Annotated in this window: 19 protein-coding genes; 8 read left to right on the forward strand and 11 right to left on the reverse strand. The window is 51.2% G+C overall.

Features of this window, described 5'->3' with window-relative positions:
* Positions 1–2: 2 nt before the first annotated feature.
* The 11 genes from KI613_RS09505 to KI613_RS09555 form a co-directional block, all read right to left on the reverse strand.
* Positions 3–290, reverse strand: coding sequence for an HPr-rel-A system PqqD family peptide chaperone (locus tag KI613_RS09505; protein WP_226405259.1), 288 nt, complete (start codon positions 288–290; stop codon positions 3–5).
* A gap of 45 nt (positions 291–335) precedes the next feature.
* A complete protein-coding gene (locus KI613_RS09510) occupies positions 336–1,013 on the reverse strand; it encodes a hypothetical protein (protein ID WP_226405261.1) in 678 nt (225 codons plus the stop codon).
* Positions 1,014–1,214: 201 nt separating this feature from the next.
* Positions 1,215–1,991 (reverse strand): S1 family peptidase, encoded by a 777-nt coding sequence (locus KI613_RS09515; RefSeq protein WP_226405262.1) that lies wholly within the window; start codon positions 1,989–1,991, stop codon positions 1,215–1,217.
* Positions 1,988–2,896 (reverse strand): transglycosylase SLT domain-containing protein, encoded by a 909-nt coding sequence (locus tag KI613_RS09520; protein ID WP_226405264.1) that lies wholly within the window; start codon positions 2,894–2,896, stop codon positions 1,988–1,990. Before KI613_RS09520 ends, KI613_RS09515 begins: the two co-directional genes overlap by 4 nt.
* A 9-nt stretch (positions 2,897–2,905) precedes the next feature.
* Complete coding sequence (locus tag KI613_RS09525; protein ID WP_226405266.1) at positions 2,906–4,186, reverse strand: nucleotide sugar dehydrogenase; 1,281 nt, start codon at positions 4,184–4,186, stop codon at positions 2,906–2,908.
* Between the two features lie 44 nt (positions 4,187–4,230).
* Positions 4,231–7,005, reverse strand: a complete 2,775-nt coding sequence (gene prsT / locus KI613_RS09530; protein ID WP_226405268.1) for an XrtA/PEP-CTERM system TPR-repeat protein PrsT — start codon at positions 7,003–7,005, stop codon at positions 4,231–4,233.
* A 25-nt stretch (positions 7,006–7,030) separates the two neighbouring features.
* Entirely contained in the window at positions 7,031–8,389 is a 1,359-nt protein-coding gene (prsR, locus tag KI613_RS09535) for a PEP-CTERM-box response regulator transcription factor (protein WP_226405269.1), read from the reverse strand.
* On the reverse strand, positions 8,386–10,497 hold the full coding sequence (gene prsK, locus KI613_RS09540; protein WP_226405271.1) for an XrtA/PEP-CTERM system histidine kinase PrsK: 2,112 nt from the start codon (positions 10,495–10,497) through the stop codon (positions 8,386–8,388). Before prsK ends, prsR begins: the two co-directional genes overlap by 4 nt.
* Before the next feature lie 40 nt (positions 10,498–10,537).
* Complete coding sequence (locus KI613_RS09545; RefSeq protein WP_310494254.1) at positions 10,538–11,929, reverse strand: TIGR03013 family XrtA/PEP-CTERM system glycosyltransferase; 1,392 nt, start codon at positions 11,927–11,929, stop codon at positions 10,538–10,540.
* 372 nt (positions 11,930–12,301) lie between these two features.
* Positions 12,302–13,546 (reverse strand): pyridoxal-dependent decarboxylase, exosortase A system-associated, encoded by a 1,245-nt coding sequence (locus KI613_RS09550; protein ID WP_226405273.1) that lies wholly within the window; start codon positions 13,544–13,546, stop codon positions 12,302–12,304.
* Positions 13,547–13,569: 23 nt separating this feature from the next.
* Complete coding sequence (locus tag KI613_RS09555) at positions 13,570–15,168, reverse strand: acyl-CoA ligase (AMP-forming), exosortase A system-associated (RefSeq protein WP_226405275.1); 1,599 nt, start codon at positions 15,166–15,168, stop codon at positions 13,570–13,572.
* A gap of 113 nt (positions 15,169–15,281) precedes the next feature.
* Between KI613_RS09555 and KI613_RS09560 the strand changes: the two genes are divergently transcribed.
* From KI613_RS09560 to KI613_RS09595, 8 genes are all read left to right on the forward strand, one after another.
* Positions 15,282–15,533, forward strand: a complete 252-nt coding sequence (locus tag KI613_RS09560; RefSeq protein ID WP_226405277.1) for an acyl carrier protein — start codon at positions 15,282–15,284, stop codon at positions 15,531–15,533.
* A 15-nt stretch (positions 15,534–15,548) separates the two neighbouring features.
* Positions 15,549–16,361, forward strand: a complete 813-nt coding sequence (locus KI613_RS09565) for a hydrolase 2, exosortase A system-associated (protein WP_226405279.1) — start codon at positions 15,549–15,551, stop codon at positions 16,359–16,361.
* The gene (locus tag KI613_RS09570; RefSeq protein WP_226405280.1) at positions 16,358–17,227 is read left to right on the forward strand and encodes a hydrolase 1, exosortase A system-associated; all 870 of its coding nucleotides are present in this window, start codon (positions 16,358–16,360) and stop codon (positions 17,225–17,227) included. The genes KI613_RS09565 and KI613_RS09570 overlap by 4 nt, the downstream gene beginning before the upstream one ends.
* Before the next feature lie 75 nt (positions 17,228–17,302).
* Positions 17,303–18,499, forward strand: coding sequence for a DegT/DnrJ/EryC1/StrS family aminotransferase (locus tag KI613_RS09575; protein ID WP_226405282.1), 1,197 nt, complete (start codon positions 17,303–17,305; stop codon positions 18,497–18,499).
* Positions 18,499–20,718 (forward strand): GNAT family N-acetyltransferase, encoded by a 2,220-nt coding sequence (locus KI613_RS09580; protein WP_226405284.1) that lies wholly within the window; start codon positions 18,499–18,501, stop codon positions 20,716–20,718. Before KI613_RS09575 ends, KI613_RS09580 begins: the two co-directional genes overlap by 1 nt.
* 50 nt (positions 20,719–20,768) lie before the next feature.
* Entirely contained in the window at positions 20,769–22,013 is a 1,245-nt protein-coding gene (locus KI613_RS09585; RefSeq protein ID WP_226405286.1) for a glycosyltransferase, read from the forward strand.
* A 55-nt stretch (positions 22,014–22,068) separates the two neighbouring features.
* Positions 22,069–24,498 (forward strand): hypothetical protein, encoded by a 2,430-nt coding sequence (locus tag KI613_RS09590; protein WP_226405288.1) that lies wholly within the window; start codon positions 22,069–22,071, stop codon positions 24,496–24,498.
* Positions 24,499–24,653: 155 nt separating this feature from the next.
* The gene (locus KI613_RS09595) at positions 24,654–25,424 is read left to right on the forward strand and encodes a class I SAM-dependent methyltransferase (protein ID WP_226405289.1); all 771 of its coding nucleotides are present in this window, start codon (positions 24,654–24,656) and stop codon (positions 25,422–25,424) included.
* The last annotated feature ends 10 nt before the right edge of the window (positions 25,425–25,434 follow it).

Here is a 25,434-nt window from a genome sequence, read left to right on the forward strand (position 1 = left end):
CTTCACAAAAACTCTTTGATCTCTATTAATCCAATATCTTGCAGACTGGCAAGAGTTCGGTCAACGAAGTTCTGAACTTCCTGTTCTGTGCCATCAAGGTGATGCGCCATTTCTCTGGCAAGCAGACTGCTAGTTCCTGAGTGGTCTCGGAGTATTTCGAAAAGGACAAGTACTGGAGGTGCGATCAGATGAGTCTCGCCAGAGAACGTGTCATACAACAGCAGATCATCTTCCAATCGCCGTTCGATGAAACGACCAAAGTTATCGTGCTTAACGCTGATGCTAGGCAATGGAGTTTTACAAAGAGATTAAATGGGAGCGCTCAATTGATCCGATTACTGCCAAGTCGTGGTGAGGAATGCGTTAATGCTCAGACCGCCGGGCGGCACCAGAGTGCCATTGGCTAAATCCAGAACTTGCTGAACGGTCAGTATGTAGTGAAAAGAACTACCCGAGAGTTCACCGAGTTTTGCGTTGAAATATGCACATATCAGATGGCGGGTATTTTGATAGTTGTATGGTTCGTTCAGTACCTTGGCGAGCCTTTTTGTGCTAGACACGCCATCAGGATTTAAAACACCGGGGATGCTGGAAATCTTGGAGCCTCCCTTGTAGCAATCTGCTTGACTGGCACTGCCATTTGAACTGCAACCGGGAAGTGTTGAGTCAAAAGTTCCATAGCTGAACCCGATGGCTGTCCAAGCGCCAAGCGTTGTGTAGCTGCTAATATTTCCACCGGGTTGTCCCCATCCTCCTGGGCTCCAGCCCTTGCTGCACCGACTGTCCCGGTTAGGGTCGGAGAGATTTCCAGAGAGCATGTTGGATAGGCACTGTCCCGCAAGAACAGAACGACTGGATAGCGTCAGTACTACAGGCGCGCCAAGGATACCTAGTCGTGTCAGTTTGCGCCGACCAGAACTCTTGACGCCGTTTGGACTGGTTTCCTCAGTCACTATCGGATCGATTTTGTCTGACTCTGGGGGGCGATCAAGTTCTTTGTTGTTAGGTGACATGACATGCACTCCAAATCGTGGGCGTTAATCTTTGCTTATTACAAGCAAAAAATAAGCCAAATTTATATTGCTTTGAATTCAATACGGTATTTGCCGTGCTGCCTACTAATTGGCTGGTGTATCGGCAAGTTTGTAAAAAAACCCGACAGTCGTAAATTGATGTTTAAACTTCGAATTAATATATCAATGGTAGGTCTTTTTCTATCGAATGGCTGACTGTCTAAGAAGTTCTGTGAGAAAGTTCACTGGTATCGCGTATGTAATACCGGACGGGGTACTTAGAGCGGCCTCTCGGGTGCTTTTGATGAATACCATATTGATTATTCCAATGACATCGCCGGTTTCTGGATTGAAAACAGGGCTACCACTGTTGCCAGGGTAGGCAGTCGCATCCAGTTGAAATATGTTGAAAACACCATTTTTTAATCTATGGATCAATTTTTCGTTGAGTTGTCGCACATTTCCGCTGGGGAGCGCGATGGGAGTGATGGAAGAAACGATACCGCGATGAGTTACAGGAGAGAAGCCGAGCGCACCTCCAATGGGAAAACCAGTAAATGTCACTTGCTGGCCTTCCCGTACAAAATCGGAGTTGGCCATGGGAAGCGCTGGTAGCGATGCTCCCTCTATAGTTAATACAGCGAGGTCGTGTTCTACGTCTTGTTTGGTAAGCAGCGCGCGACGGAGTTGTAACGTGCCCTGATCGCCACGAACTTGGACCACTAGTATGGGATCATCAGGAGAAAATTTTTCAGGAACCACGTGAGCATTGGTTGCAATGTGGTTGCCGTCTCCGACAACAAAACCTGTTCCCCGAAGAACGAATTGCGGGCTGCTGGTTTTCTTGAATGTGCCTACGGCAACGATCGATGGTTTTACCTTCTCGATTGTATTTGGAAGGTCTGCAAACGCCACTTGGGGGCAAGTACATCCAAAAACAATGCAAAATATAACAAAAATAATTTTTATCGGTCTCACATCGTCCTGCTGGAAATGATCTTTGGAAGCTCAGGCGATGGCGCTGTAATCTTGGCATCAAACGGATGGTCGTCACGCTTGAATATCTCTCGGATGCGCTTTACGTAACCTCGTGTTTCCGCATAAGGGGGGATGCCGGAATATCGGTTCACTGTCCCTTCTCCTGCGTTATAGGCGGCTGCAACCAAGGGAACATTTCCCTGAAAATAGGCTAGCAACCAGCGCAGGTAGGAAAGCCCGCCGCGGATATTTTGTTCAGGGTCGAAGGGTTTCTTGACGTTGAAGCGTTCGGCGGTTTCGGGGATTAATTGCATTAGTCCTTGGGCATTTTTAGGTGAAATCGCGCCGGGGTTGAAATTGGATTCGGCGCGAATAATTGCCATAGCCAAGCGCGGATAAACCCCGTATTCGGGAGCTAGTTTCAAGACAAGATCCATGACCTTGCGATGTTCAGGGGGAGCCTTGGCAAGGATATCTTGGCCTTCTTTGTCATGGGCATCCGGATCTGACAGACAGTCCGGGGGCTCGGCTACCGGTGTGCCAACTTGACGCAACATGCGTTTGGCCAAGGCATCTCCCTGCCGGGCGGCCATCGCAAAAAAATATGCAGCGGTTGCGTCGTCACGTTCAATGCCGCGGCCCATGGCATACATCCATCCGAGGTCGTATTGAGCCCCTGTGTCTCCAAGTCGGGCAGCTTCGCAATAAAGTTCAATTGCTTTTGTTGGGTTACGGGGAATGCCGCTACCGTGCTCAAATAATTTTGCTTCAGAGCGTAAGGCTGCAGCGAAATCTTTTATATTGGCAGTCTCAGCTGTTGCCGATTTGCAAAATACGCTGGTTGCAAGCAAAGCGCAAAGCACCCAAGGGCGATGCCTATGGAGGGGAATCCTTGAGCGCTTCATCACCACTCCTTATAAACGCCAAACCTCAACGCCTGCTTCGGCAAAAGCGTTGAGATCAAGCATGCTCTTGACGTCGGTAATGACACCGCCTCTTTTCAGTTTAGACACGAACTCAGCAGTTGTTAGTGCTTTGTACTGTTTGTGATTGACAGCAGCGACTACAGCGGCGGCCTCCGGTAGTTTGTCCCAGTCTACTAGGTCGACACCGTACTCGTGTTGTGCCTCGGTTGCATCGGCCACCGGGTCATGCACCACCACTTTAGCACCGTAGGATTCAAGTTCTCTAATGACATCGATGACTCGGGAGTTACGAAGATCCGGGCAGTCTTCCTTGAATGTCAGGCCAAGTACTATGATCGGGCAATCTTTGATCGGGTGGCCTGCACGAACAAGCATCTTGATGGTCTGCTCCGCGACAAACTTGCCCATCCCGTCATTGATGCGCCTACCGGCTAGAATAACCTCAGGGTGATAGCCAAGCTTCTGTGCCTTGTGCGTCAGATAGTAGGGGTCGACGCCGATACAGTGACCGCCGACCAAGCCGGGGCGAAAGGGAAGAAAATTCCACTTGGTGCCGGCCGCCTGCAAAACCTCCAGCGTGTCGATGCCGATCTTGTCGAAAATGATGGCGAGTTCGTTCATCAGAGCTATATTAAGGTCACGTTGGGTATTCTCAATGACCTTGGCCGCCTCGGCAACCTTGATGTTGGAGGCTGGAAAGACCCCCGCCGTGATCACGCTGCCGTAAATTTCCTGCACCTTGACCAGTGTCGCAGGCGTGTCGCCGGAAACCACCTTGACGATCTTGGTGACGGTACGTTCCTTGTCACCTGGGTTGATGCGCTCAGGAGAGTAACCTACAAAAAAATCTTTTTTCCAAGTCTTGCCGGATTCCTTTTCAAGAATCGGAATACAGACTTCTTCTGTGGCACCTGGGTATACCGTCGATTCGTAAACTACGATGGCACCCTGTTTCAGATTCCGACCAACGGTGGTTGATGAGCCGACAAGCGGGCTGAAATCTGGCTGGTGTGCGTCGTCGACTGGCGTCGGTACGGCGACGATGACAAAGTCAGCTTCGCGCAGAGCACTTGCATCTGTTGATACGATTAATTGTGTCGCTGCCTTGAGGTCTTCCGTGCTGACTTCGCCAGTCGGGTCGATATGGCGCTTGTAACTGTCAATTTTTACCTGGGAGAGGTCAAAGCCGATCGTTCGGTATTTCTTGCCAAACTCAACGGCGAGCGGCAAACCGACATAGCCCAAGCCTACTACAGCAATTGTCGTCATTTTTATTCCTGTATCTATCTAAAAGTTGGTTCCGAAATCGAATCTCAAAGGGATTTCAGCAATTGACCGACCTCAGCTTGGCCTGGAAATGTGTTGCCAATTTTTGCCAAAGCTTCTAGTTCCTTGCGAGCCTCATCCTTCTTGCCGGCAGCAATGAGAGCCTTGGCAAGATTGAGCTTAATCGCACTGGCCTGAGGCGCAGCTGTTACGGCTTTCCTGAGTAAGTCGACAGCCTTGGCGGTTTCCCCCTTTTCGACCAACAACATGGCCAACGTATCCATGAATGCCGGTTGATTCGGCGCGAGCTGATTGGCTTTCTCCGCATATTCAAGTGCCTTCGGTGCTTTGAGTTGCCCCGATGCCCAAGCCAGGTTATTGAGAATGAGGGCATTGTTGGGTTGAAGGGTCGAAGCTGCCTGATAGTGACTAACTGCCAGTGAATAGTTCTTTTGTCCGGAAGCTAGGTCGCCCACATACATCCGGAATGTGAGATCTTTCGGATGCTCCTTAAGCCACGCTGTCGCTGTCTTTTCGGCTTCGATAGTATTTCCGGATGCGGTCAGAGAGCCATGCAACTTGATTGCAAGTTCTGGTGAGGCGACTTGTTTCAGACCGTTGCGGAAAGTATTGATTGCTTCGGGCCAAGCTTTGCCAAAAGCATGAATGTCACCTTCTAGAACGTAGCCAACAGTTTCCTTGGGGCGTTGTTTTTGTATTGTCCGAGCGATGTCGAGCGCATTTTGGGTATTCTTGTATTCCATAGCGACCATGATCAGCGAACGCTGGGCCTCCAGAATGTCAGGCTTGATCTCAAGTGCTTTCTTGAGGTTTTTGACGCCTTCACCCTTATTCTTGTTTGCGAACTCGATTTCCGCCATGCGGAGCAGGGGAAGGGGGGAGGCGGGTTGAAGGAAGGCTAGTTTTCCATAGGTTATCTGTGCTTGATTGAGGTCACCAGACAGTTGCTGAGTGCGTCCCAACGCGTCGAGAATCTCCGGCTTGTCCTGAATGGCGCTGGCAGCCTCATTGGCTGCAGTCAATGCCTTTTTATTATCCTTAATCTTGAGGTAATACTGGATAAGGGTAAGTCGCGGCGCAGCTTCGCTTGGGTTTGCACTGATTGCTTTTCTAATTAAGGAAGATACCTCTTCCTCTGTGCCGCCACTGCCTGCTTTCAGTTCCGCAAGGGCGATTAGGGCTTGCGTGTTCTTTGGGTCGGCTGTGATGACAGACTCAAAGCGCTTGCGGGCTTCCTCTGGCTTTTTTTCAAGAAGATCCAGTGTCGCCAGGCTGGCAACTGCCGGAAAGAAGGTTGGGTCAATCGATAGAGCTTTTTCGAAGCTTTGACGAGCCCCGGCTATGTTCTTCTTGGCAAGCAAGGCGCGGGCACGCAGGTTGTGGGTTGCCGGGTTATTGGGTTGCTTCTTTTCAAGGCCGTCAATGGCCTTGATAGCATTGTCAAGCTGATTGTTACGCAGGTAGGCGGCAATTAGTGCCAAATCGGCTGTTATGCCTTTGTCTGCAACGGAAATTTGTTCAAGTTCCTGGAAGGCATTTTCAGAGTTTCCTTGGGCCATGTGCGCGAGGGCGAGTGACGTCTTTTTTGCGGCATTTTCGGGCTCCAGTTTACTGGCCTTGGCGAAATACTCAGTAGCCTTGTTTGGTTCCCCATTCTGCAAATAGGCTTCTCCGGCCAGCGTCAACAGTGCCGAATCCTGATCGATACGGGTAAGGACAGGTTGCAGGGCCTCAATTGCCTTGCCGGGCTGACCCGATCGCAGGTGACTGGCAACCAGCAGGCGCCTTGCTAGCGGCAACCCGGGTGCTGTTTGCAACGCTTTGGTGAGGTAAGTCTCGGCCTGCTGGTAGGAGCGTAATTGATACTCGATAGCGCCAGCAATCTGGAGGCTGTTCGGATTGTTGGGCGAGTTCCTGAGAAGTTGTTGCGCTGATTCACGTGCAGTTTTGTAGTCTTTCCGCTGGTAGTTGACCTCGGCGTCAAGGAAATAGACTTGGGGATTCTTCGAGTTGATTTTCTTGAGTACTTCAAGTTGTTTGGCAGCATCCTCAACCTTGTTGGCCCGGAGCAGCGAGGTAATGACAGCTGAATGAGCCGGCATAAAATCCGGTTTGGCTTGGATTGCTTTTTGATATTGCGCGAGCGCCCCCTCGGCATCTCCATCAATACCCAACAAGTTGCCTTGCATTAGCAGTGCATCAGGATTGCTCGGATGTTGGGTCAATAGAGCACCAAGCTTGGATCGAGCGCCAGCAATATCCTTATTCGCTACCGTCTGCCTTATATCCGCGAGGCGTGCAGGGACATAGTCAGGCTGGGCTGTGAGAGCTTCCGCAAGCAGTTCTTTGGCAACTTCAGGCTTGCCGAGAGCAGTATAAGCTGAACCGAGGGTGGTGTTTAGCGCCGCCAATGATTCACCGGTGGAGAGTTTTGTTTTGCCAAACTCATCAACCAGTTTTTTGGCTTGTCCACCAGCCAGCATGGCGCGAGCCAACGTGGGCACAGTGGCATCGGCGGAATACTTGAGTTCCAGGGCTTTGCGCAATTCCACCTCAGCGCCGGCAACATCACCACTTTCGAGAAGCGCTGAGCCCAATAAGAAACGGGCTTCTGCGAGGTTGGGGTTTTTCTGCAAGGCGTTTTTTAGCTGAATGACGGCAGCCTTAGTGTCTTTTTTAGCCAGATAGTCCCTGCTGGATGCGATGAGTTTTTCCGTAGAGTCGCCGCTGCAGGCGCCAAGCATCAGAGTAAGTAGCGCAGTTGAAATAACGGTCGGGAATATTGAACGGGACATTTTCATGGTTGTATTCTTCATAAGAGAGTGACTACTTCAAGCCAAGACGATGCATCAAGTCGTACAGCGTCGGCCGGCTGATACCCAGAATTTCCGCCGTTCTAAGGAGGTTGTCGTTGGCGCGGCCCAAGGCAGTGACGATCGCCTGACGTTCCGCTTCATCGCGTACTTTTCGCAGATCAATGAATTCAACCTCACCAGCGTTTTCTGTTTCCAAGCCGATGTCGTCACGGGTTATTCGAGAACCATCGGCCATGATGACGGCGCGCTTGATGCAGTTTTCCAGTTCGCGTACGTTGCCCGGCCATTGATGAGCTTCTATGGCACGAACAGCCTCCTCGCTCAGGGTCATCTTGCCGCGTTTTTGTTCGTCTGCAAATTTGTGCACGAACGCGTGGGCCATTAATGCCGGATCACCCCGGCGTTCGCGCAATGGTGGGATCGGGACGACGATTTCAGCCAGTCGGTAATACAGGTCCTCACGGAACCCACCATTGCCGATCTGCGATTTCAGATCTTGGTGCGTAGCGCAGACGATGCGGACGTCAACAGCGATTTCCTGGCGGCCACCTAGTCGCTCGACAACACGCTCCTGTAGAAAACGTAATAACTTGGCCTGCAGTGGCAAAGGTAGGTCACCTATCTCGTCGAGCATCAGCGTGCCACCGTTTGCTGTTTCAATTTTCCCCGGTGTGGTTTTTCCGGCACCTGTGAACGCGCCTTTCTCGTAACCGAATAATTCGCTTTCTAGCAGATTCTCCGGAATAGCGGCGCAATTGATGGCGACGAAACGCTCCGTACGGCGCGGGGACGACTCATGCAAACCGCGCGCTAACAGTTCCTTGCCTGTGCCGCTTTCGCCCAGAAGGAGAACCGTTGCACTGCTGTTGGCGACTTTCTCAATTGTGCGGCAGACCCGTTGCATACCGGCATCGCGCGTCAGCAAGCCGGCGAGTGCCGGAGGGTGCTGTGCAGCATGTAAACGACGGTTTTCTTGCTGGAGGTCATGTAGTCGAAAGGCTCGATCTATGGTCAGTGCCAGCAGTTCCGGTTCAAAGGGCTTGGCAAAGAAATCGTAGGCGCCGAGGGCAATTGCCCTCAGTGCGTTGATCCGGTCATTCTGGCCTGTCAGAACGATCACTTTTGTATCAGGGGAAGCAGCTAGAATCTGCTCCAGTAAACGGAAGCCCTCAGAAACTGAATCTGCATCCGGCGGCAAGCCTAAATCCATGGTGACGACTGCCGGGCTGTGACGGTGGATCTGCGCTAGGGCGCTTTCACGATCTGCTGCGGTCAAGGTCTCAAATTGGTCAAATGACCAGCGGAGTTGCTTTTGCAGAGCGAGGTCGTCTTCGACAATCAGTAGCGAGCGAGGTTTCTCGGTGCTCATATAGCTTCTCGCTCTCGTAGATCAGATTCGGTACGAATGATAAACAAGGGGAGGGTGACCGTAATGCATGTGCCCTTGCCTGGCTCGCTATCAACCAGCATTTCTCCACCTAATTCACGGATATATTGTGCGCTTTCGTAGGCGCCGATCCCCATTCCGGCTTCCTTGGTGCTTTGAAATGGCTTGAATAACCGGTCACGGATGAATTCTTGAGTCATGCCATGCCCTGTATCACCAACTTCGATAGCAGCCTTGTCGTTGTGGCGTTTGACAGAAGCCCAGACTTTGCCGGCGGGTGCTGAGGCATCTAGTGCATTCTGAACAAGGTGGCCAATGACCCTCTCCAGTCGCTCTTCGTGTCCCCGAGCGATTAATCGATCCTGCACGCGTATTTCGATCAATCTTCCCTGATTCATTTTATCCTTTTGAATACGTTGAATGACGTCTGCAAGATTAACACCGCAAATCCCACCCGGGGGAGCGGCGCCCTCACGCAACTGCATCATCAATTGGCGCATGCGTTCGACGGCGTGGTCAACGGTCATCAGCATATCTTGCTGAAACTCCGGATTGTCGCGGTGGCGTTCCGCATTCTTTAGCATCAGGGAAAGTTGGGTAACGATATTCTTCAAATCGTGAACCACGAAAGCTGACATTTTGTTGAAAGCGTCAAATTTTCGGACTTCGAGCAAAGCCTCGGTCGCCTGCATCCTGGCGAGAAAACTCGCAGCCTGGCAACCAGCCGTGCGCAGTAGATCATTGACTTCCCAATTGACATTAATTGGTGTGCGTGAACTTGCAAGAACGACATAACCATGCATTTCATTGCCAGCCATCAACGGAATGATCAACCATGCATTTGGAAGTTCTGACAGCCAAGCTGGAATTTCCAAATCACTGTAGCGAGCCGGGAAGCAGCGATACTCCTCCAGATTGATGACCCAACCGCTGGAGAGTAGAAAGCGGCAGAGTGAGGAGTTCTGGTGCTCTTCAGCAACGCATTCCGGGAGATTCCAGCGTGCGTTTTGTCGATACGTCTCATGGACTGTTCCCCTTAGCCATAGGGTGCCAGCGGGACTCTCCACCATATTTGCAAGGCCGCGAATGACCTGCTGCCCCATGGTTTGTGGGGATTCTTGCAAAGTCAGTGTTTGGGTGAAACGCAGCCATTCCTCTCGATAGTCGTAGCGGTAGCGAAAAAAATGCTTACCTACCAGAACTTTTATTTTCGCGCGCATCGAGCCGGAAACCAGCAGTACACCCAATAGAAGCATTGCAGCGAATATGAGCGCCAGTTGGAATGCGCGACCCCACTCGCCACCGAAATAACGCACATAGTAGCCAACGCCGGCCATGAATAGCAGGTATAGCCCGGCAAAAAGCAACGTGGCCGAGTGGAATGCGGCTTTTTGGGAGAGGCGGATCTTCGAAGTCCAGTCCCGGCTTCGTTCGGTAGTGAGCATCAGAAGGGGAATGGTCATCACATGAACAAAACCACGGACCGTCAGTACGTCACTATCGATACGGTTGAACATCATCGCATCCGAGAACAGATAAACGTCGAAGGCGAACTGGAAGAGTAAAGCAAGGCAGAGCGGTTTCACGTTCCACCGGGAATCTTCAGATACAGTTCTGAATAACTGTTCGAGAAGCACCAGAGCAATGACCGCTTCCGCCAATCCATGGAGGATCAGCGCGCGCAACCATTCCTGAGGCGAAATCCAGCTCAGAGGAAGCGAAAACTGAAGGAGAACCCCAGCCACTACCAGGGACCAGCAGCTCGTAGGCAACCAAGGGGGGAGTAGCGGCCGCAATTCCGAGTTGCCGGTTGGCTCGAGCAGGGTAATCAAAAAGAAATACCAGGCACCATACCTGATGACGTCGGCCAGCGACGAAAAGACGAGTAGTACCGCTTGGCTGTTAAGGGCGTATAGCAGACTGCTCAACGCCCATACCGTCGACAGAATGGCGGCAATGACCATTCGTTTGGCGCGGATAGTGGATCGCCATTCCCTGCCAAACGAAAAAAGGTAGGTTGAAAGCGACAGATATCCGAAGGCAGCGAGACCGAAGCTCCAAGCAATCAGGGACGCACTTGTGATATTCATGCAGGGCTTCTTAAGTCACGGGGCAGCGTGACACTGGAGATTAGTGAGCGCCCTTGCCTGTGAGCACGACACCCACGGTTTCGAAGAGAACCACCATATCCAAGAACAGGGAGTGATTCTTTACGTAATAAAGATCGTACTGGAGCTTTTCTGCTGAATCTTCTACTGTCGCGCCGTAGTGATAGCGTACCTGTGCCCAGCCGGTTACACCAGGTTTTACACTGTGTCGAACCGCATAAAACGGGATTTCCTTGGTCAGTTGATCGACAAAGAAAGGGCGTTCTGGACGGGGACCGACCAGACTCATGTCCCCCTTTAATACACTAAACAATTGGGGGAGTTCATCAATCCGAAGTTTGCGGATGATCTGGCCAATGCGGGTCGCACGATTATCCTGTGCTTGCGCCCAGATCGGTTTTCCGTCCTTTTCGGCATCACGTCGCATACTGCGAAATTTGATGACATTGAACAGACGTCCGTTAAGGCCAACACGTTCCTGCCGATAAAGCAGGGGAAAACCATCCTCAAATACAATCAGGATGGCTGCTATGAGCATGACTGGGAGTGCTAATACAATCAGGATGAGAGCGCTGATAATATCAAAAAGTCGTTTGACGACAGTTCTGAATGTTCCCTGGCAGAACCCATCGCCAAAAATGAGCCAGCCCGCATAGAGGGAATCGAGGCGGATTTGGCCAAGTGTTTGTTCAAAATGACTCGCAAGATCCAGAACCCTAACACCTTGCAGCTTGCAATCGAGGAGTTCGCGTAAGGGCATGGACCCGCCACGGCGTTCACTGAGCGCAACGACAATTTCATCTGCCTTTAAATTGCGAGCCGTGTCCGTTAGTGAGTTTTCCCGGCTAAAAGTCATGCTTGGTAATACCAATGGCTGATCTTCATTGGATCCGGGGAAGAAGCCAATGATCTCGGCTGAGGGGTCTGAATGATCAAGGGCTTTCTTGATAGCCAATGCCTGGTGTCCTGTGCCGAACACTAGAATACGCCGGCGCAGCATCTTGGCGGCGGGTGCATGAACCGCACTGACACGAGTCACAAGCATGCCGAAGACTGCAGACATTGCGGAGAGATGGATCAAATCACGGTTGACCGCAGAAATGGGGAGCACTGCATAGAGGGCATAGGCAATCGGAATCGACAGGTAAATGGAGAGCACGGCGCGGGCACGAGTCTCGACAAAGGGGCGAATAGAGGCACGTTGATAGAGACCCAGCAGGGCGTTGATAGCTAGCATCGCGAGGCCGAACAGAATGGCATAAACCACGACCTGTTTCAGGTTGACCGGAAGGCCACTTTTTATCCACATCAGTGTAATTACCAGGCTGACGATCAGGAACGAGAAATCGAACAGCATTCCGGCGATGCTGCGCCAAGTAAACCAGTGATTAAACAGCCTGATCATGATGTTCATGCCCCCAAACTTTTTGCCACCAAGCTAGCTCATGACCTCCGGAAGGAAATTCATGTGTTTTATTTTTACACAATATGAATAATATTGACTTTGGCGTATCTTGCCTGTGCACTATTTCACATTGACTACGAGTCTATGCAACGAAATTTGTTTTTCGCGACCATGATTTAGTAGCAAAAATAAAAAAATTTCTGAGTTATTGTGATGTAGTTACTGATAGTGTTAAAGGCAGCTACTTGTAACCTCATAGCGATAACGTATGGTGCTTTGGTCAATCCGGAGTAAGTGAATTCAGACCAAATGCATTGTCGTATTGTATCGAATTCCAGAGGTGGTTGTCTGGCAAGGCGGGGTTGGGATATCAATATGCCGCTAGATCAATACCTCGATAACTTCAGGATGCCCCAAAAAGCGATGTGGGCTGGCACTGGCCCCGTAGGCGCCAGATTGGAATACTACGACGAGATCATCAGGTTTTGCTACTGCCAGTGTCATGCGGTCTGCAAGAAGGTCCAGCGGAGTACACAGCGGACCGACGACGGTGGCTGTTTCTGTGCTCTTTGTATTCATGCGATTACCAATCGCTACAGGGTAGTTTTTTCTGATGACCTGCCCGAAGTTGCCCGATGCAGAGAGGTGATGGTTTAAGCCGCCATCAACGACCAGAAAGGTCTGTCCACGTGAAATCTTGCGGTCAACAATCCTGGAGACATAAATCCCAGCCTCGCCGACAAGGTAGCGACCCAGTTCGATGACTAGTGATGCATCAGGAAAGTCTTGTCTGGCTCGATTCGCTAGTTGTTCGAGATTTTGCCTGATCGGTACCAGATCGAGTCGTTTTTCGCCAGGGAAGTAGGGGATGCCGAATCCGCCACCAAGGTTCAGGAAACTGACAGGTGACGGGGCATGGCGCGATAGTACGAGGGCCAATTCATAGGATTTCTGCTGTGCCTCACAAATGGATTCTGCCTTGAGGTTTTGCGAGCCGGCAAATAGATGGAATCCCTCGAACGCCAGTTTGTATTCACCGATTTTTGCCAGTAATTCTGGCACGAGTTCGGCATCAACACCGAACTGCTTGGGGCCGCCGCCCATCTTCATGCCGGAACCCTTGAGTTCGAAGTCCGGATTGACGCGCACAGCAACCCGGGCTGGAAGTCCAAGTTTCAGCGAAATGCCCGCCAGGATACTGACTTCGCGAAATGACTCAATGTTGATCAGCACGCCAGCCGCTACGGCCTGGTGTAGCTCTGAACTTCGTTTTCCCGGGCCGGCAAAGCTGATTTCATGCGGGTCTGTGCCTGCATCCAGTGCGACCTTTAATTCTCCGGCAGAGGCCACGTCAATACCGTCGACTAGTCCCGCCATGAAGCCAACGACCGCAGGCATTGGGTTGGCTTTCATCGCGTAGTGGAGTTTTACGCCATCTGGTAGCGCAGAACGTAATTCGGTAACACGTGAATGCAGCAAGCCTCGGTCATACGCATAGAACGGCGTCTGCCCAACCCGCTCAGCCAGTTGCGATATTGGTAAGCCACCGACCAGCAATTCATCGCCGACCGCGACAAATTGATTCATTGTTGTATGGATAGGCGTAGAGGGGATTGGTGTTGTCATTCTCGGCTCTTGCAAAGGGCGCCTCAGAGGTTTTTTAGCTCAACCCATGCGGTCGACAGCGTTTTTCGGTCAATTTTCCCATTTGGGTTGCGCGGCAATGGGCCTTCGCGAACATCGATTCCGCTGGGCACCATGTAGGCCGGCATGCGTGCACGGCATTCGGCGAGCAGGGCGTTAACGTCAAGCGCCTTGCCTGCTGGCGGTGTCGCGATGACTTGAATGGCATGCCCCATGCGGTCATCGTCCACCCCAAAGGCGACGCATTCACCAACCAGTTTCGTGGCGTAAAGGACTTCTTCCACTTCGGTTGGGCTAACACGGTAGCCGGAAGTTTTCATCATTTCGTCGCGTCGACCAATGAAGTAGAGGAAACCGTCTTCGTCCATGCGAACAGTGTCGCCCGAGAATACAGCGATTTCCGGCAGAACCAGACCTGCTTCGCGACCCGGCGCATGGACTGGTAAGGGCTTGTAGCGCTCAGCTGTCTTTTCCGGATCATTCCAGTAGCCCATGCCGACCAAGGCGCCTCGATGTACCAATTCGCCCGGCTCGTTTGGCCCGCAAGGGGAACCGTCTTCGCGTAGCACCAAAATTTCCGCATTGGGAATCGCCTTGCCGATCGAGTCGGGTCTGCGATCGACCTCTGCTGGAGGCAAAAATGTTGAACGGAATGCCTCGGTCAGGCCATACATCAGGAACGGCTTGGTTTTGGGCAGATGTTGGCGCAGTGTCACCAGCGTTTCGCGTGGCATGCGTCCACCGGTATTGGCGAAATAGCGCAAGTGTTCGGTGATGCCCTCGGGCCAATTTGTCTGCGTTAGCTGGATGTACAGTGGCGGAACGGCTGTCAGGCCGGTAATCTTTTCCTGCTCAATTGCCTTGATCACATCTCTGGGGAGCAGGTAATTGAGCAGAACAACCCGAGCTCCGACGTAGAAGGCCGTCGTTAGCTGGCTGAAGCCTGCATCAAAAGACAATGGTAGGGCCGCTAGCAGTGTGTCGCCGGCGTGGTTTTCTAGATAACTCGCTACGCTCTTGGCGCCTGCCACCATGTTTCGGTGCGAAAGAACGACCCCTTTGGGTTTGCCTGTGCTGCCAGAGGTGTACAAGATGCCTAGCATATCGGTATCGATTACCCGATGACCATTTGCAGGCGGCGCATTAAACAGATTGCTCCATTGAATAGTATTTAGTCCGCTGATCACCGGCGGGGAGACGACAGAATCGAGCAAAACCACATGGCGAAGGTCGTGGCAAGCCGGTAGCGTTTCCTGCAGTAATGTCAGACGCTCAGGTGAAGTGACGAGCATGCGAACATTGCAGTCGCGCAGAATGTAACCAACCTGTTCGGCTTTTAGCAGTGGATTCAGTGGCACAAAAACCCCGCCGGCTGCTGGAGCGCCGAAACTGGCGATCACTGTCTCAAAGCGTTTTTCAAGATAGATGGCGACGCGCTCGCCACGCTGTAGGCCAAGGCTGAGCAAGCCGCTGGCGAAACGGGTGACTGCTTCGTGCAATTCGCCATAGTTGAGTGTTGTTTTGTTATAGGTCAGCGCGGGCGCTACCGAATTGCGCTCTGCCGCCAAGGAAATCAATTCGGGTAAAAGCGTAGAATTTCGCATGGTTAGGAGGTCTAGCATAAGACAGGGTATGACACCGTGGAGTATCTTACAGCCGAATCGGCATTCTCCCCCTATAATGCGACATCACCATTCTGTTGTCGTAGGAGCAAGGCTTGAATACCAAAAAGGAAGTGCTCTCCCTTCTGGATGAAATCCTCAGTTTAAACGGTCGTTCCGCAGAGTTTTCTGCAAATACACCGCTTCTTGGTGCAATTCCAGAACTTGATTCGATGGCCGTTGTTGCCTTGATTACCGGTTTTGAGGAGCGTTTCGGTTTTATGGTTGACGACGACGAAATTGAAGGCAGCACCTTTGCGACGGTCGGCTCATTGATCGAATTCGTCGAAGGCAAGCTGGCCAGCTAGGTCCGAGAGTCAGTCGTGCAGCCCTTCTTTCTTCCTAGTGAAAGGGGGCAATGTTTTTGCCTCTATCACCCTCCTCCTGATGTTGGTGTGGTGCGTGGTGCAGTCATTTATCTGCACCCTTTCGCCGAGGAAATGAACAAGGCGCGCCGTATGGCTGCACTTCAATCGCGCGCCATGGCCGCGGCCGGGTTCGCCGTGTTGCAGATCGATTTGCTCGGCTGCGGTGATAGTGCAGGTGATTTTTCTGATGCAACTTGGTCGGTCTGGAAAGAAAATGTATTACTGGCCTATCGTTGGCTGCGTACGCAAACCCAGGTACCACTGACGCTCTGGGGGTTGCGTGGAGGATGCCTACTGGCGGCCAGTGCTGCGGTCGATCTTCCGGAAAAGGCAAATTTCATCTTCTGGCAACCGGCTATTTCGGGCAAGCTGCACTGGCAGCAGTTCATGCGTTTGAAAATGGCGGGTGAACTGGCCTCCGGGACGGCAAAGGGCATCACCGAACAATTGTGCCGTCAACTCGCTGCTGGCGAACCTGTCGAAATCGCTGGTTACACGGTTTCTCCCGCCTTGGCTGAAGGCCTGGAGGCAGCTGAACTTGAACCGCCAGCCTGCGGAGCTAGGCAGGTCATTTGGCTTGAGACATCGATGCGCGACGATGCAACGCTTGCTCCTGTTTCGCAAACGCGGATCGAACACTGGTTGATGGCTGGGTATGCAGTACATGCAAAGGTAGTTCGCGGTCCAGCCTTCTGGCAGACCAGTGAAATCGAAGATGCCCCGGAACTCCTTGCCGCTACGCAGGCGGCGCTGGCGTTATTGACATGAATTTCATTGAACAGGCGATCGTCTTTCCCTGTGCTGGTGATGAGTTGCTCGGCATTGTTGCCACGCCTGAACAGCCAAATAAAACAGGGGTTCTCGTTGTCGTCGGCGGACCACAATATCGGGCTGGTAGTCATCGACAATTTCTGTTGCTTTCCCGCGCCTTGGCAATTGCCGGTTACCCCGTAATGCGATTTGATCATTCTGGCATGGGGGATAGCACCGGCGCATTGGAAAATTTTGAAGCATTGAATGACAACATCTCAGCTGCCATTGGAGCATTCCAACAAAAGTGCCCGAACGTAATTAGTGTGGTTCTTTGGGGTTTGTGCGATGCCGCATCGGCGAGCCTCCTATATTGGGATGCTACGCATGACTCTCGGATCACAGGGATTGTTCTGCTCAACCCTTGGGTGCGCTCCGAAGCGACACTCGCCAGGACACATATCAAACATTATTACGGTCAACGTCTGCTGGAGGTCGAGTTCTGGCGCAAGCTGCTAACCGGGAAACTCGGTATTGGCCGGGCGCTAGGCTGTTTTTTAACCAGCTTTGTGCTTGCACGACAGGCCACAGGTTCAACCAGTGCTGGTGTGACACTCTCGTTCCAGAAAAGAATGATGCGGGCGCTAAAGGAATTTCAGGGACAAGTCCTGCTGATACTGAGTGGTGACGATTTCACTGCCAAGGAATTCATCGAAGCTATTCGGGCAGATTCAGTAGGGGTTGCAGCACTTGATGGAAGTAACCTCAAACGAGTTGATGTTGCAGGGGCTGACCATACGTTTTCTTCTGCAGAGTGGCGGCAATCGGTTGAAGTAGCGACAATTGGCTGGCTTGGAACCCATGTGACGAAGTATGCAAAATAAGTTTTTTGAAATTTCCCATGTTTGTTGGTAGGTATATTTTTTTGTAAATCCTATTTAATTTCATTCAGATAAATCGTGTCGCTAGACTACTGGGTCTTTGATCCTTCAAACTGTGAGTTTCCTAAGCCCCGAGTGTCGATTTTGCCATCGACACTCGATTGCTCGGCGTCGCCAAACCGAAACCTAGCTTTATCAGATATTGGACTCCGCCACTTTAGTCGTGGCCGTTACGCGCTAGGCGAAGCTTACCGCCTTGCCGGACTCGACAAACAGGGGGCGTTATTGGCCCCCGCTTACCATTGCGTCACCATGCTTGATCCGGCTTTGGCGCTCGGTGCTGAAGTCAGGCTTTACTCACTCAAATCGGATCTGATGCCTGATCGAGATAGTCTGGATCAAATCTGTGCCCAATCTGACAAGCCGGTAAAGGCATTGCTAGCGACCCATTTTTTTGGATTCGTCCGGGATTTTTCCTGGTTGAAACAATGGTGTGATGAAAAGGGGATAGTCTTGATCGAAGATTGCTCGCACGTTCTTTTTGTCGAGCAATATCAGGCAAGTGGAGCAGGGCTTTATGGAAAATTCATTGCGTCCAGCCCCTACAAATTTTTCTCATGCGCTGACGGCGGTTTGCTCTATATGCCAGAGGCCAGTTTTCTTGATGGTTTACCGACTGAGTCGGCCGGTTTTCTTGCCGAGCTTCGCGGAATTAAAAGCATTATCGAAAAATCCAGGTTGCCAAAAATTTCAACAGATGACATTGACCTGATTGATTGGCAGCTTGAATCCATCACTACTACTGCACCGAGGCCCTGGAGTGATCAACGTACCGAGCGTTCAGCACAATCGATGCAGTATTCGCTTGCTTTAGCCAGAACGGCACCCCTCCGAAGTTCCCGGTGGGTGGTAAGCCATTCATCGGTAAAAAATAACATTACTCGCAGGCAAGAAAACTACCGACGTTGGGTTCAGGCGCTTTCGGATGTGCCCAATTGCCACGGGCTTTATCCCGATATTCCACCGAACGTGGTTCCCTACATGTTCCCGCTCTATCTGGATACTCCAATGCCTCACTTTTTCTGGTTGAAACAGTTGGGGGTTCCAGTATGGCGCTGGGATGAAATGGCAATCTCGAATTGCCCGGTCGCTGCCGACTACCGCCTTCATTTACTACATTTGCCGTGTCACCAGTCATTGAGCGAAGTAGAAATGGCATGGATGTTCGCTGCAGTCAGAAAAACACTCGCTATTCCCGAGGCTGGTGTTCAGTGATGTCAAACGAAATTGACGTTAGAGCTTGTAAGGCTACAAACGCATTGGTCTCAGCGGAATATGATCTTCGTGAGTTTGCTGCCAAAGATAATATTGAAGTCTCAATTGACTGGTTTGAGCTTCTGCAAAAACAGGTTTACCCAGATGATCCGGGAGTTCGTTATTACTTCGTTGTTGAGAAAAATACTCCCTCGATAATATTGCCGCTCAGGCTGACCAACAAAGGGGGGGTCAGAGCCATTGAGTCGCTTGGTAACTACTACACTTCGCTTTACACCCCGCTGCTAACCAACGACAGCGATCTACTCACCCTTAGGCACATGCTCGCTTCCGCTTCGTGTGACCATGGTGGTGCGCATGTCATGCGTTTTGCCCCGATGGATCCAGAATCACCCGTCTATAAGGGACTCTTGAGCGAACTGCGGGCAATTGGCTGGATACCCTTCAAATTTTTCTGTTTCGGCAACTGGTTTCTTACGGTCGACTTTAATTGGGATGGATATCTCAAGAAAAGAAGCGCCAACCTGCGAAGCAGTATCAAGCGAAGGAACAAGGATTTCGCTGCAGAAGGCGGAACGCTTGAAGTAGTGACCAACACTGATGGTATTGAGCAAGAAATCGCAGCTTTTCAGGAGGTCTATACAGCAAGCTGGAAAATACCCGAGCCCTACCCCGACTTCGTTCCTTCACTGATCCGCCGACTTTCTACGATCGGTATGCTTCGGCTCGGAATTGCCCGTTTGCAGGGGAGACCAATTGCTGCGCAATTATGGATTGTTGGTGAAGGCAAGGCCAGTATTTATAAAGTTGCCTACAGCAAGGAGTTTGCATCACTTTCCCCTGGCACGGTGTTGACTGGTTTCCTTCTGAAACACGTTATTGAGCGGGATCAGGTCAAAGAGGTCGACTTCCTGATTGGTGACGACGAATACAAGAAGATATGGATGAATGATCGTCGAGAACGTTGGGGAATCGTAGCTTACAACCCGCGCACCATTATTGGTTTCGCACTATTGGTTAAAGAAGTTGCCGGGCGAACTGCCAAAATACTTAGAAAAAAGATCATAGAAATCTTTTTGAAATCGCAACAGCTTGGAAGCCGCGCTAGCTGGATATTCCGATTGAAAGTCGTCGCACCCACCCCGCAATCTCCACGAGACCAAGAAATGTCCTGGACCATACACCCCATCGCACAATTCTCTGATTTTAAAAACGAGTGGGATGTGCTTGTACAGTCCCGCCCGGGAACCCCATTTCTGGGGTCTGCATTCCTGCTACCCCTACTGGATATTTTTGGTACTGGGGAAGAGCAGTTGTGTCTGCTCCATTCCGACGGTCAGCTTTGCGCTGCCGCCATTATGCAAAGACGTCAGAAAAGCATTTGGCAGACTTTTCAACCCTCTCAGCTTCCGCTTGGTGCCTGGGTGACAAATGGCAATATCGATCTGGTATCAGCTTGCAGTGAACTTATGCGTCGGCTTCCTGGCTTGACGCTGGGCATCGGAGCCAGCCAGATCGATCCGCAAATTCAAAGTCGTCCCGACGACAGCGCTAAGGTACGAACCCAGGACTACATTCAGACTGCCTGGGTCGATATCGAAGGCAGTTTTGAAACGTATTGGGAGGCGCGAGGCAAAAATCTAAAGCAAAACTCACGTAAGCAGCGAAACAAGCTGCAGGCTGAAGGCATTGAAATCAGAATTGAGTGTATTACGGCTCCGGAGGACGTTTATAAAGCTATCGAAGACTATGGATCACTTGAAAGCGCTGGCTGGAAAGCTGCTGATGGAACGGCAATCCTTCCTGACAACGCCCAAGGCCACTTCTATCGGAAAATGCTGGAAAATTTTTGCAGCATGGGGCGAGGGCGTATCTATCGCTACTGGTTTGATGACAAAGTTGTTGCGATGGACCTGTGTATCCATGATGACGCAGCTATCGTTATTCTGAAAACGGCTTACGACGAATCCTATAAGGCTGTCTCGCCATCGACGTTAATGCGTCAGGATGAATTCCAACAGCTTTTTCAGGAACAGAAGTTCCCCAGGATCGAGTTCTATGGCAAGGTCATGGAGTGGCACACGCGCTGGACAACGCAGAACCGTACCCTTTACCACGTAACCGAATACCGCTGGGCGTGGCTAAAAAAACTGCATGCGCGAATGTCAGCACCAGCCGAAGGGCCATCTCAGGAAACGTCATCTCCAGCGCAAACCTGATACCTGAATAGATAACCGATTATTGCTGTCAGCCACTCACTAGAAAAAACATGAAACGTCTATTAATGATTGCCTACCACTTCCCACCCTTGGCGGGTAGCAGCGGGATTCAGCGCACATTGCGTTTTGTGCAGCATTTGCCGAAATTTGGCTGGGAACCCATTGTTCTCACGGCTGATCCGCGCGCCTATGAGCGGACTAGCGAGGATCTTATGACAGACATACCGGAGAGTGTCGTCGTTCGAAGATCCTTTGCTTTGGATACTGCACGCCATCTTTCCATTGGTGGCCGTTATATCGGCGCAATGGCCCGCCCTGATCGCTGGGCAAGCTGGAAAATTGGCGCTGTTCGAGACGGGATGCGGATGATCAAGGAGTTCAAGCCGCAGGCAATCTGGTCAACCTATCCGATTGCAACAGCACACTTAATCGGCGCCGAACTCCAACGGCGAAGTGGTCTACCATGGGTTGCCGATTTTCGTGACCCGATGGCACAGGATGGCTATCCTGCTGACCCGCTTGTTTGGCAAAGCTATAAATCGATAGAAGAGAAGGCTTTGTCGACCGCCAGTTACAGCACTTTTACCACTCCTAGTGCAGCTCAAACCTATCAGTCGAGATACCCAAAAACAGCAGAGCGCGTGGTCGTGCTTGAAAATGGTTATGACGAAGAAACGTTTGCAGCAGTAGAAAATACAGGCGGGCAGAAACAAAAAATTCATCCTGAAGCAGTCACATTGCTGCACAGCGGGATCGTTTACCCGGACGAGCGAGACCCGACACAATTATTTGAAGCCCTGGGTCAATTAAAAGCAAATGGGAAGATTCAGCCAAGCACTTTAAAGATCCGCTTTCGCGCGTCGGTGCATGATGATTTGCTCAACGCACTCGCCAGAAAGTATGACATCGCCGAATTTATCGATTGCCAGCCACCCATCCCCTATCGGGAAGCGCTCGCCGAAATGCTCAATGCGGATGGTCTTTTGGTCATGCAAGCTTCGAATTGCAATGAGCAAATTCCGGCCAAGATCTACGAATATTTGCGCGCAGGGCGCCCAATTCTCGCTTTAACAGACTCTCTCGGGGACACTGCTGCGACACTGAGGAATGCGGGTGCTAGCGACATGGCTCGGCTCGACTCAACCGCTGAAATCTGTCATGTCTTACCAGCATTTATTGATGCGATCAGACAATCAAAGGTCTCTTTACCCATGACGCAGGTAGTGAAACAGGCCTCGCGAGTCGGACGTACCGCTCAATTGGCCAAACTACTTGATTCGGTATCGGCTAGGTAATGTTTGCAGCTTTGGTCTTGGCCGCTCAAATCCCTGGTTTTGCTAGCGCTAGAAAGTGTTAACCCCCTCCATAAATCTGCCGGTGGCGCTTGCTGCATTCAGCATCGGCAGTATTTTGGCTTTGAACTACCCGATAGGCCAGTTCATCGCGCCAATTTGTTTCCTGCTTTGCGCACTACTCGCCTTTTATAGGCTGAGTCTCTTCCCCATCATTATTCCCGTGATTATGCCGATCATTGGGTTCGCGCCTTGGACTGGCTGGCTAAGTTTTGAGGAACTCGATTTGCTGATTCTCGCCACGGCTGCTGGGGGGTATGCCAAATCCGTGGTTGAAGGCAAGCAGCCTTCTCCTAAGCGCACATCCTTGCTGTTTCTCGTGTTAGCTAGCTCGATGTCAGCATCGATATTGATATCAATGTTTCGTGGTTTTGCTGATGCAGGCGGTTTCGTTTTCGGGTGGTTTCAAGGCTACGACGGCCCGATGAATAGCATACGAATTGGCAAAAGCTTTTTTCTGGCGCTGCTGCTTATTCCCCTAATGGCACGGCTTCAAGATAACCCGGAAAACAACATCAGCCAAAAATTGGCCTTGGGTATCGCCATCGGACTCGGTACCGCTTCCCTTGCGGCTTTATGGGAGCGTCTGGCCTTTACTGACCTGCTCAATTTCTCAAGTGATTACCGGTCGACCGCACTATTTTGGGAAATGCACGTCGGTGGCGCTGCTCTGGATGGATGGTTGTTGCTTACATTTCCGTTTTCCATCTGGGCGCTTCGGAACTCGCGAGGAAATGCACAATTTGCGATTTCACTATGCTTGGTAGGGTTGGCCTTATATGCATCTCTGACAACCTTTTCCCGCGGAGTTTATCTAGCGCTAATAGTCTCTTTGCCACTACTTGCATGGCAAACTCGCGGGCATTTAAAGGACGCTGAGAAGCAGCAGAAAATTCCTACTTGGGGCTTTTTTCGGTGGATTGTAGCGCTCATCTTATTGGGAACAATGGCTGGGCTGGTTTTTCCAGCAGGAGGCTACCGCGGCTTGTTGGCACTCTTGGGGCTTGTCGCCGTTGCCATATCAATCCCGTCGGTGCTGAGGGGGATGCCCTTTGCCTTGTTTCTCACCGGCGGTATGGCTGGTTTATTGTCCGGTGTGCTTTTGATTGCTATCGCCAATTTTTTGCCAAAGGGGCCCTATGCCCTTTACGCACTCATATTGGCGGCAAGTTTTTCCTCAATATATTGGCAAAAGATACGCAAAGCGCGGACTGGTGAATTCGTCTGCACGGCCAGTTTTTTTGCCTTGCTGCTTGCTGCTGGCAATGTTGCAGATTATTGGGGCGGGATCGAAGCCTTTAAGGGGATGAGTGGCGCACTGGCCATGCTGCTCGTGATATCGCTTTGGGGCATGTTTTCCAGACAAGCGCTCTGGCCGAATGAGCTACGTTGGCAAGGCAGCTTGGTAACAGCGGCCATTGCAGCTTGTGGCGTAGTCGCCGTGTTTGTTGGTGGAGATTATATGGGGGAGCGTTTCTCAACGTCTGGTAAGGATTTTGAGGGTCGTAAATCGCATTGGACACAAACAATCGCCATGCTCCAAACGCCGTGGGATATGGCTTTCGGCAAAGGGTTAGGCAGGTTTCCGGCCAACTATTTTTTTGCCATCCCGACCGGCGCATTCCCCGGAACCTATCAAATCAATGAGGAAAGCGGAAATGCCTGGCTATCCCTGGTCGGCCCCAAGCACCCAATCAGTTTTGGCGACATTCTGCGGATTTCTCAGCGATTACCGCTAAGCTCGCAAGGTCCATTTGAGCTTAACTTCAAGATTAGAGCCAAGACTGATGTAGGAATTCATGCAGAGGTTTGTGAAAAACAGCTACTTTATCCCGGCGGTTGTGCAATTGGAAACGTGGAAATCAAGGGAACTGCGGGTGCCTGGCGGCCAGTACATATTCCACTGGTTGGACCATTGTTAAATGGTGGCCCTTGGTACGCCCCAAGGTTAAAAATGTTCTCGCTAGCGGTCGGGACTCAGAGCGGGACTGCCGATATCGACGACGTGCAGATGACCACCTTTGGTGGCCAAAATTTACTGACAAATGGTAATTTCGCCCACGAAATGGAGCGCTGGTTTTTCAGCAGTGACCGCGACCACATGCCTTGGCATGCCAAAAATCTACTTGTAAATTTAATGTTTGATCAGGGGGTAACCGGGTTTGTTGTGTTTTTGCTGTTGACCGTAGCAGCCTTGTGGAAAGTCAATTTTGGTAGCGCCCGCCAACATGAACTGGCCCCCTATTTGTCGGCTGCGTTTATAGGATTCCTGATGGTTGGCGTGTTTGATAGCCTGATGGACGTGCCGAGATTGGCTTTGATGTATTACCTACTGGTTTTATATGCTTTTTCTATTGGCCAGCGGGGCAAGGTGGTCCACCTCGGCGTTCCCTCGAATGACGTACCTGCTGGCCAGTACAAAAGATGATTGGAGTGTCATATTTTCTGTCCGCGAGGCTGATTGCCACAAAGTGCAACGTATGCGGAGCACAGATATAGAAACGGTAAATTAATGCCTTACTCATACAGTCGCACTTGGCGCTAAACTCACACTCTCCACATATTGATACTTAAGTCTCGCATATGCCTACTGATCTCTCTGCATACCGTGCTAGCCCAACGGAACAACAGCGTATTACGGACTTATTAGCGCTTCTTCCTGGCAACGGCATTGAGATCCTCGACATTGGTGCACGGGATGGCTACCTTGCAAAAAAACTTGCCGGTCGGTTCGAGACGGTTATAGCCCTTGATCTGGAGAAACCTTCGATATTTCATCCTGGAATTGAGGCGGTGCAGGGCAATGTCACTTGCTTGCAGTTTGCCGACAACCAGTTTGACGCAATTCTTTGTGCAGAAGTTCTGGAGCATATACCTGAGCATCTCCTAACTCAGGCTTGCCACGAGATTGCAAGGGTCGCCCGGAACAAGATCGTAATCGGGGTTCCCTATCGCCAGGATCTTCGCTGCGGGCGCACCTTATGTGCAAATTGCGGTAAAGCCAATCCTCCTTGGGGTCACGTAAATAGTTTTGATGAGCAAAGGCTTCGTTCCTTATTTCCCTCGTTGGTTTGGGAAAAAGCAACATTTGTAGGAACCAACATCGACCGTACCAATTTTATTTCTGCCGCACTGCTTGATTATGCGGGCAACCCCTTCGGCACGTGGCAACAGGATGAACCCTGTGTCCATTGTGGTGCACCAATTGGTATGCCTAGAACCCGCAGCCTTCCACAACGCATCGCCACCCGTTTCGCGTTCATGTTAAATCGTCTGCAGTCGCGGCTCGTTTCGCCTCGTGGCAACTGGATCCACGTTCGTTTCTCCAAACCTGTCGCAAAAACCACCTGCTGAATTCTCTCTA

The sequence above is a fragment of the Ferribacterium limneticum genome (assembly GCF_020510585.1).
Classification (GTDB): domain Bacteria; phylum Pseudomonadota; class Gammaproteobacteria; order Burkholderiales; family Rhodocyclaceae; genus Azonexus.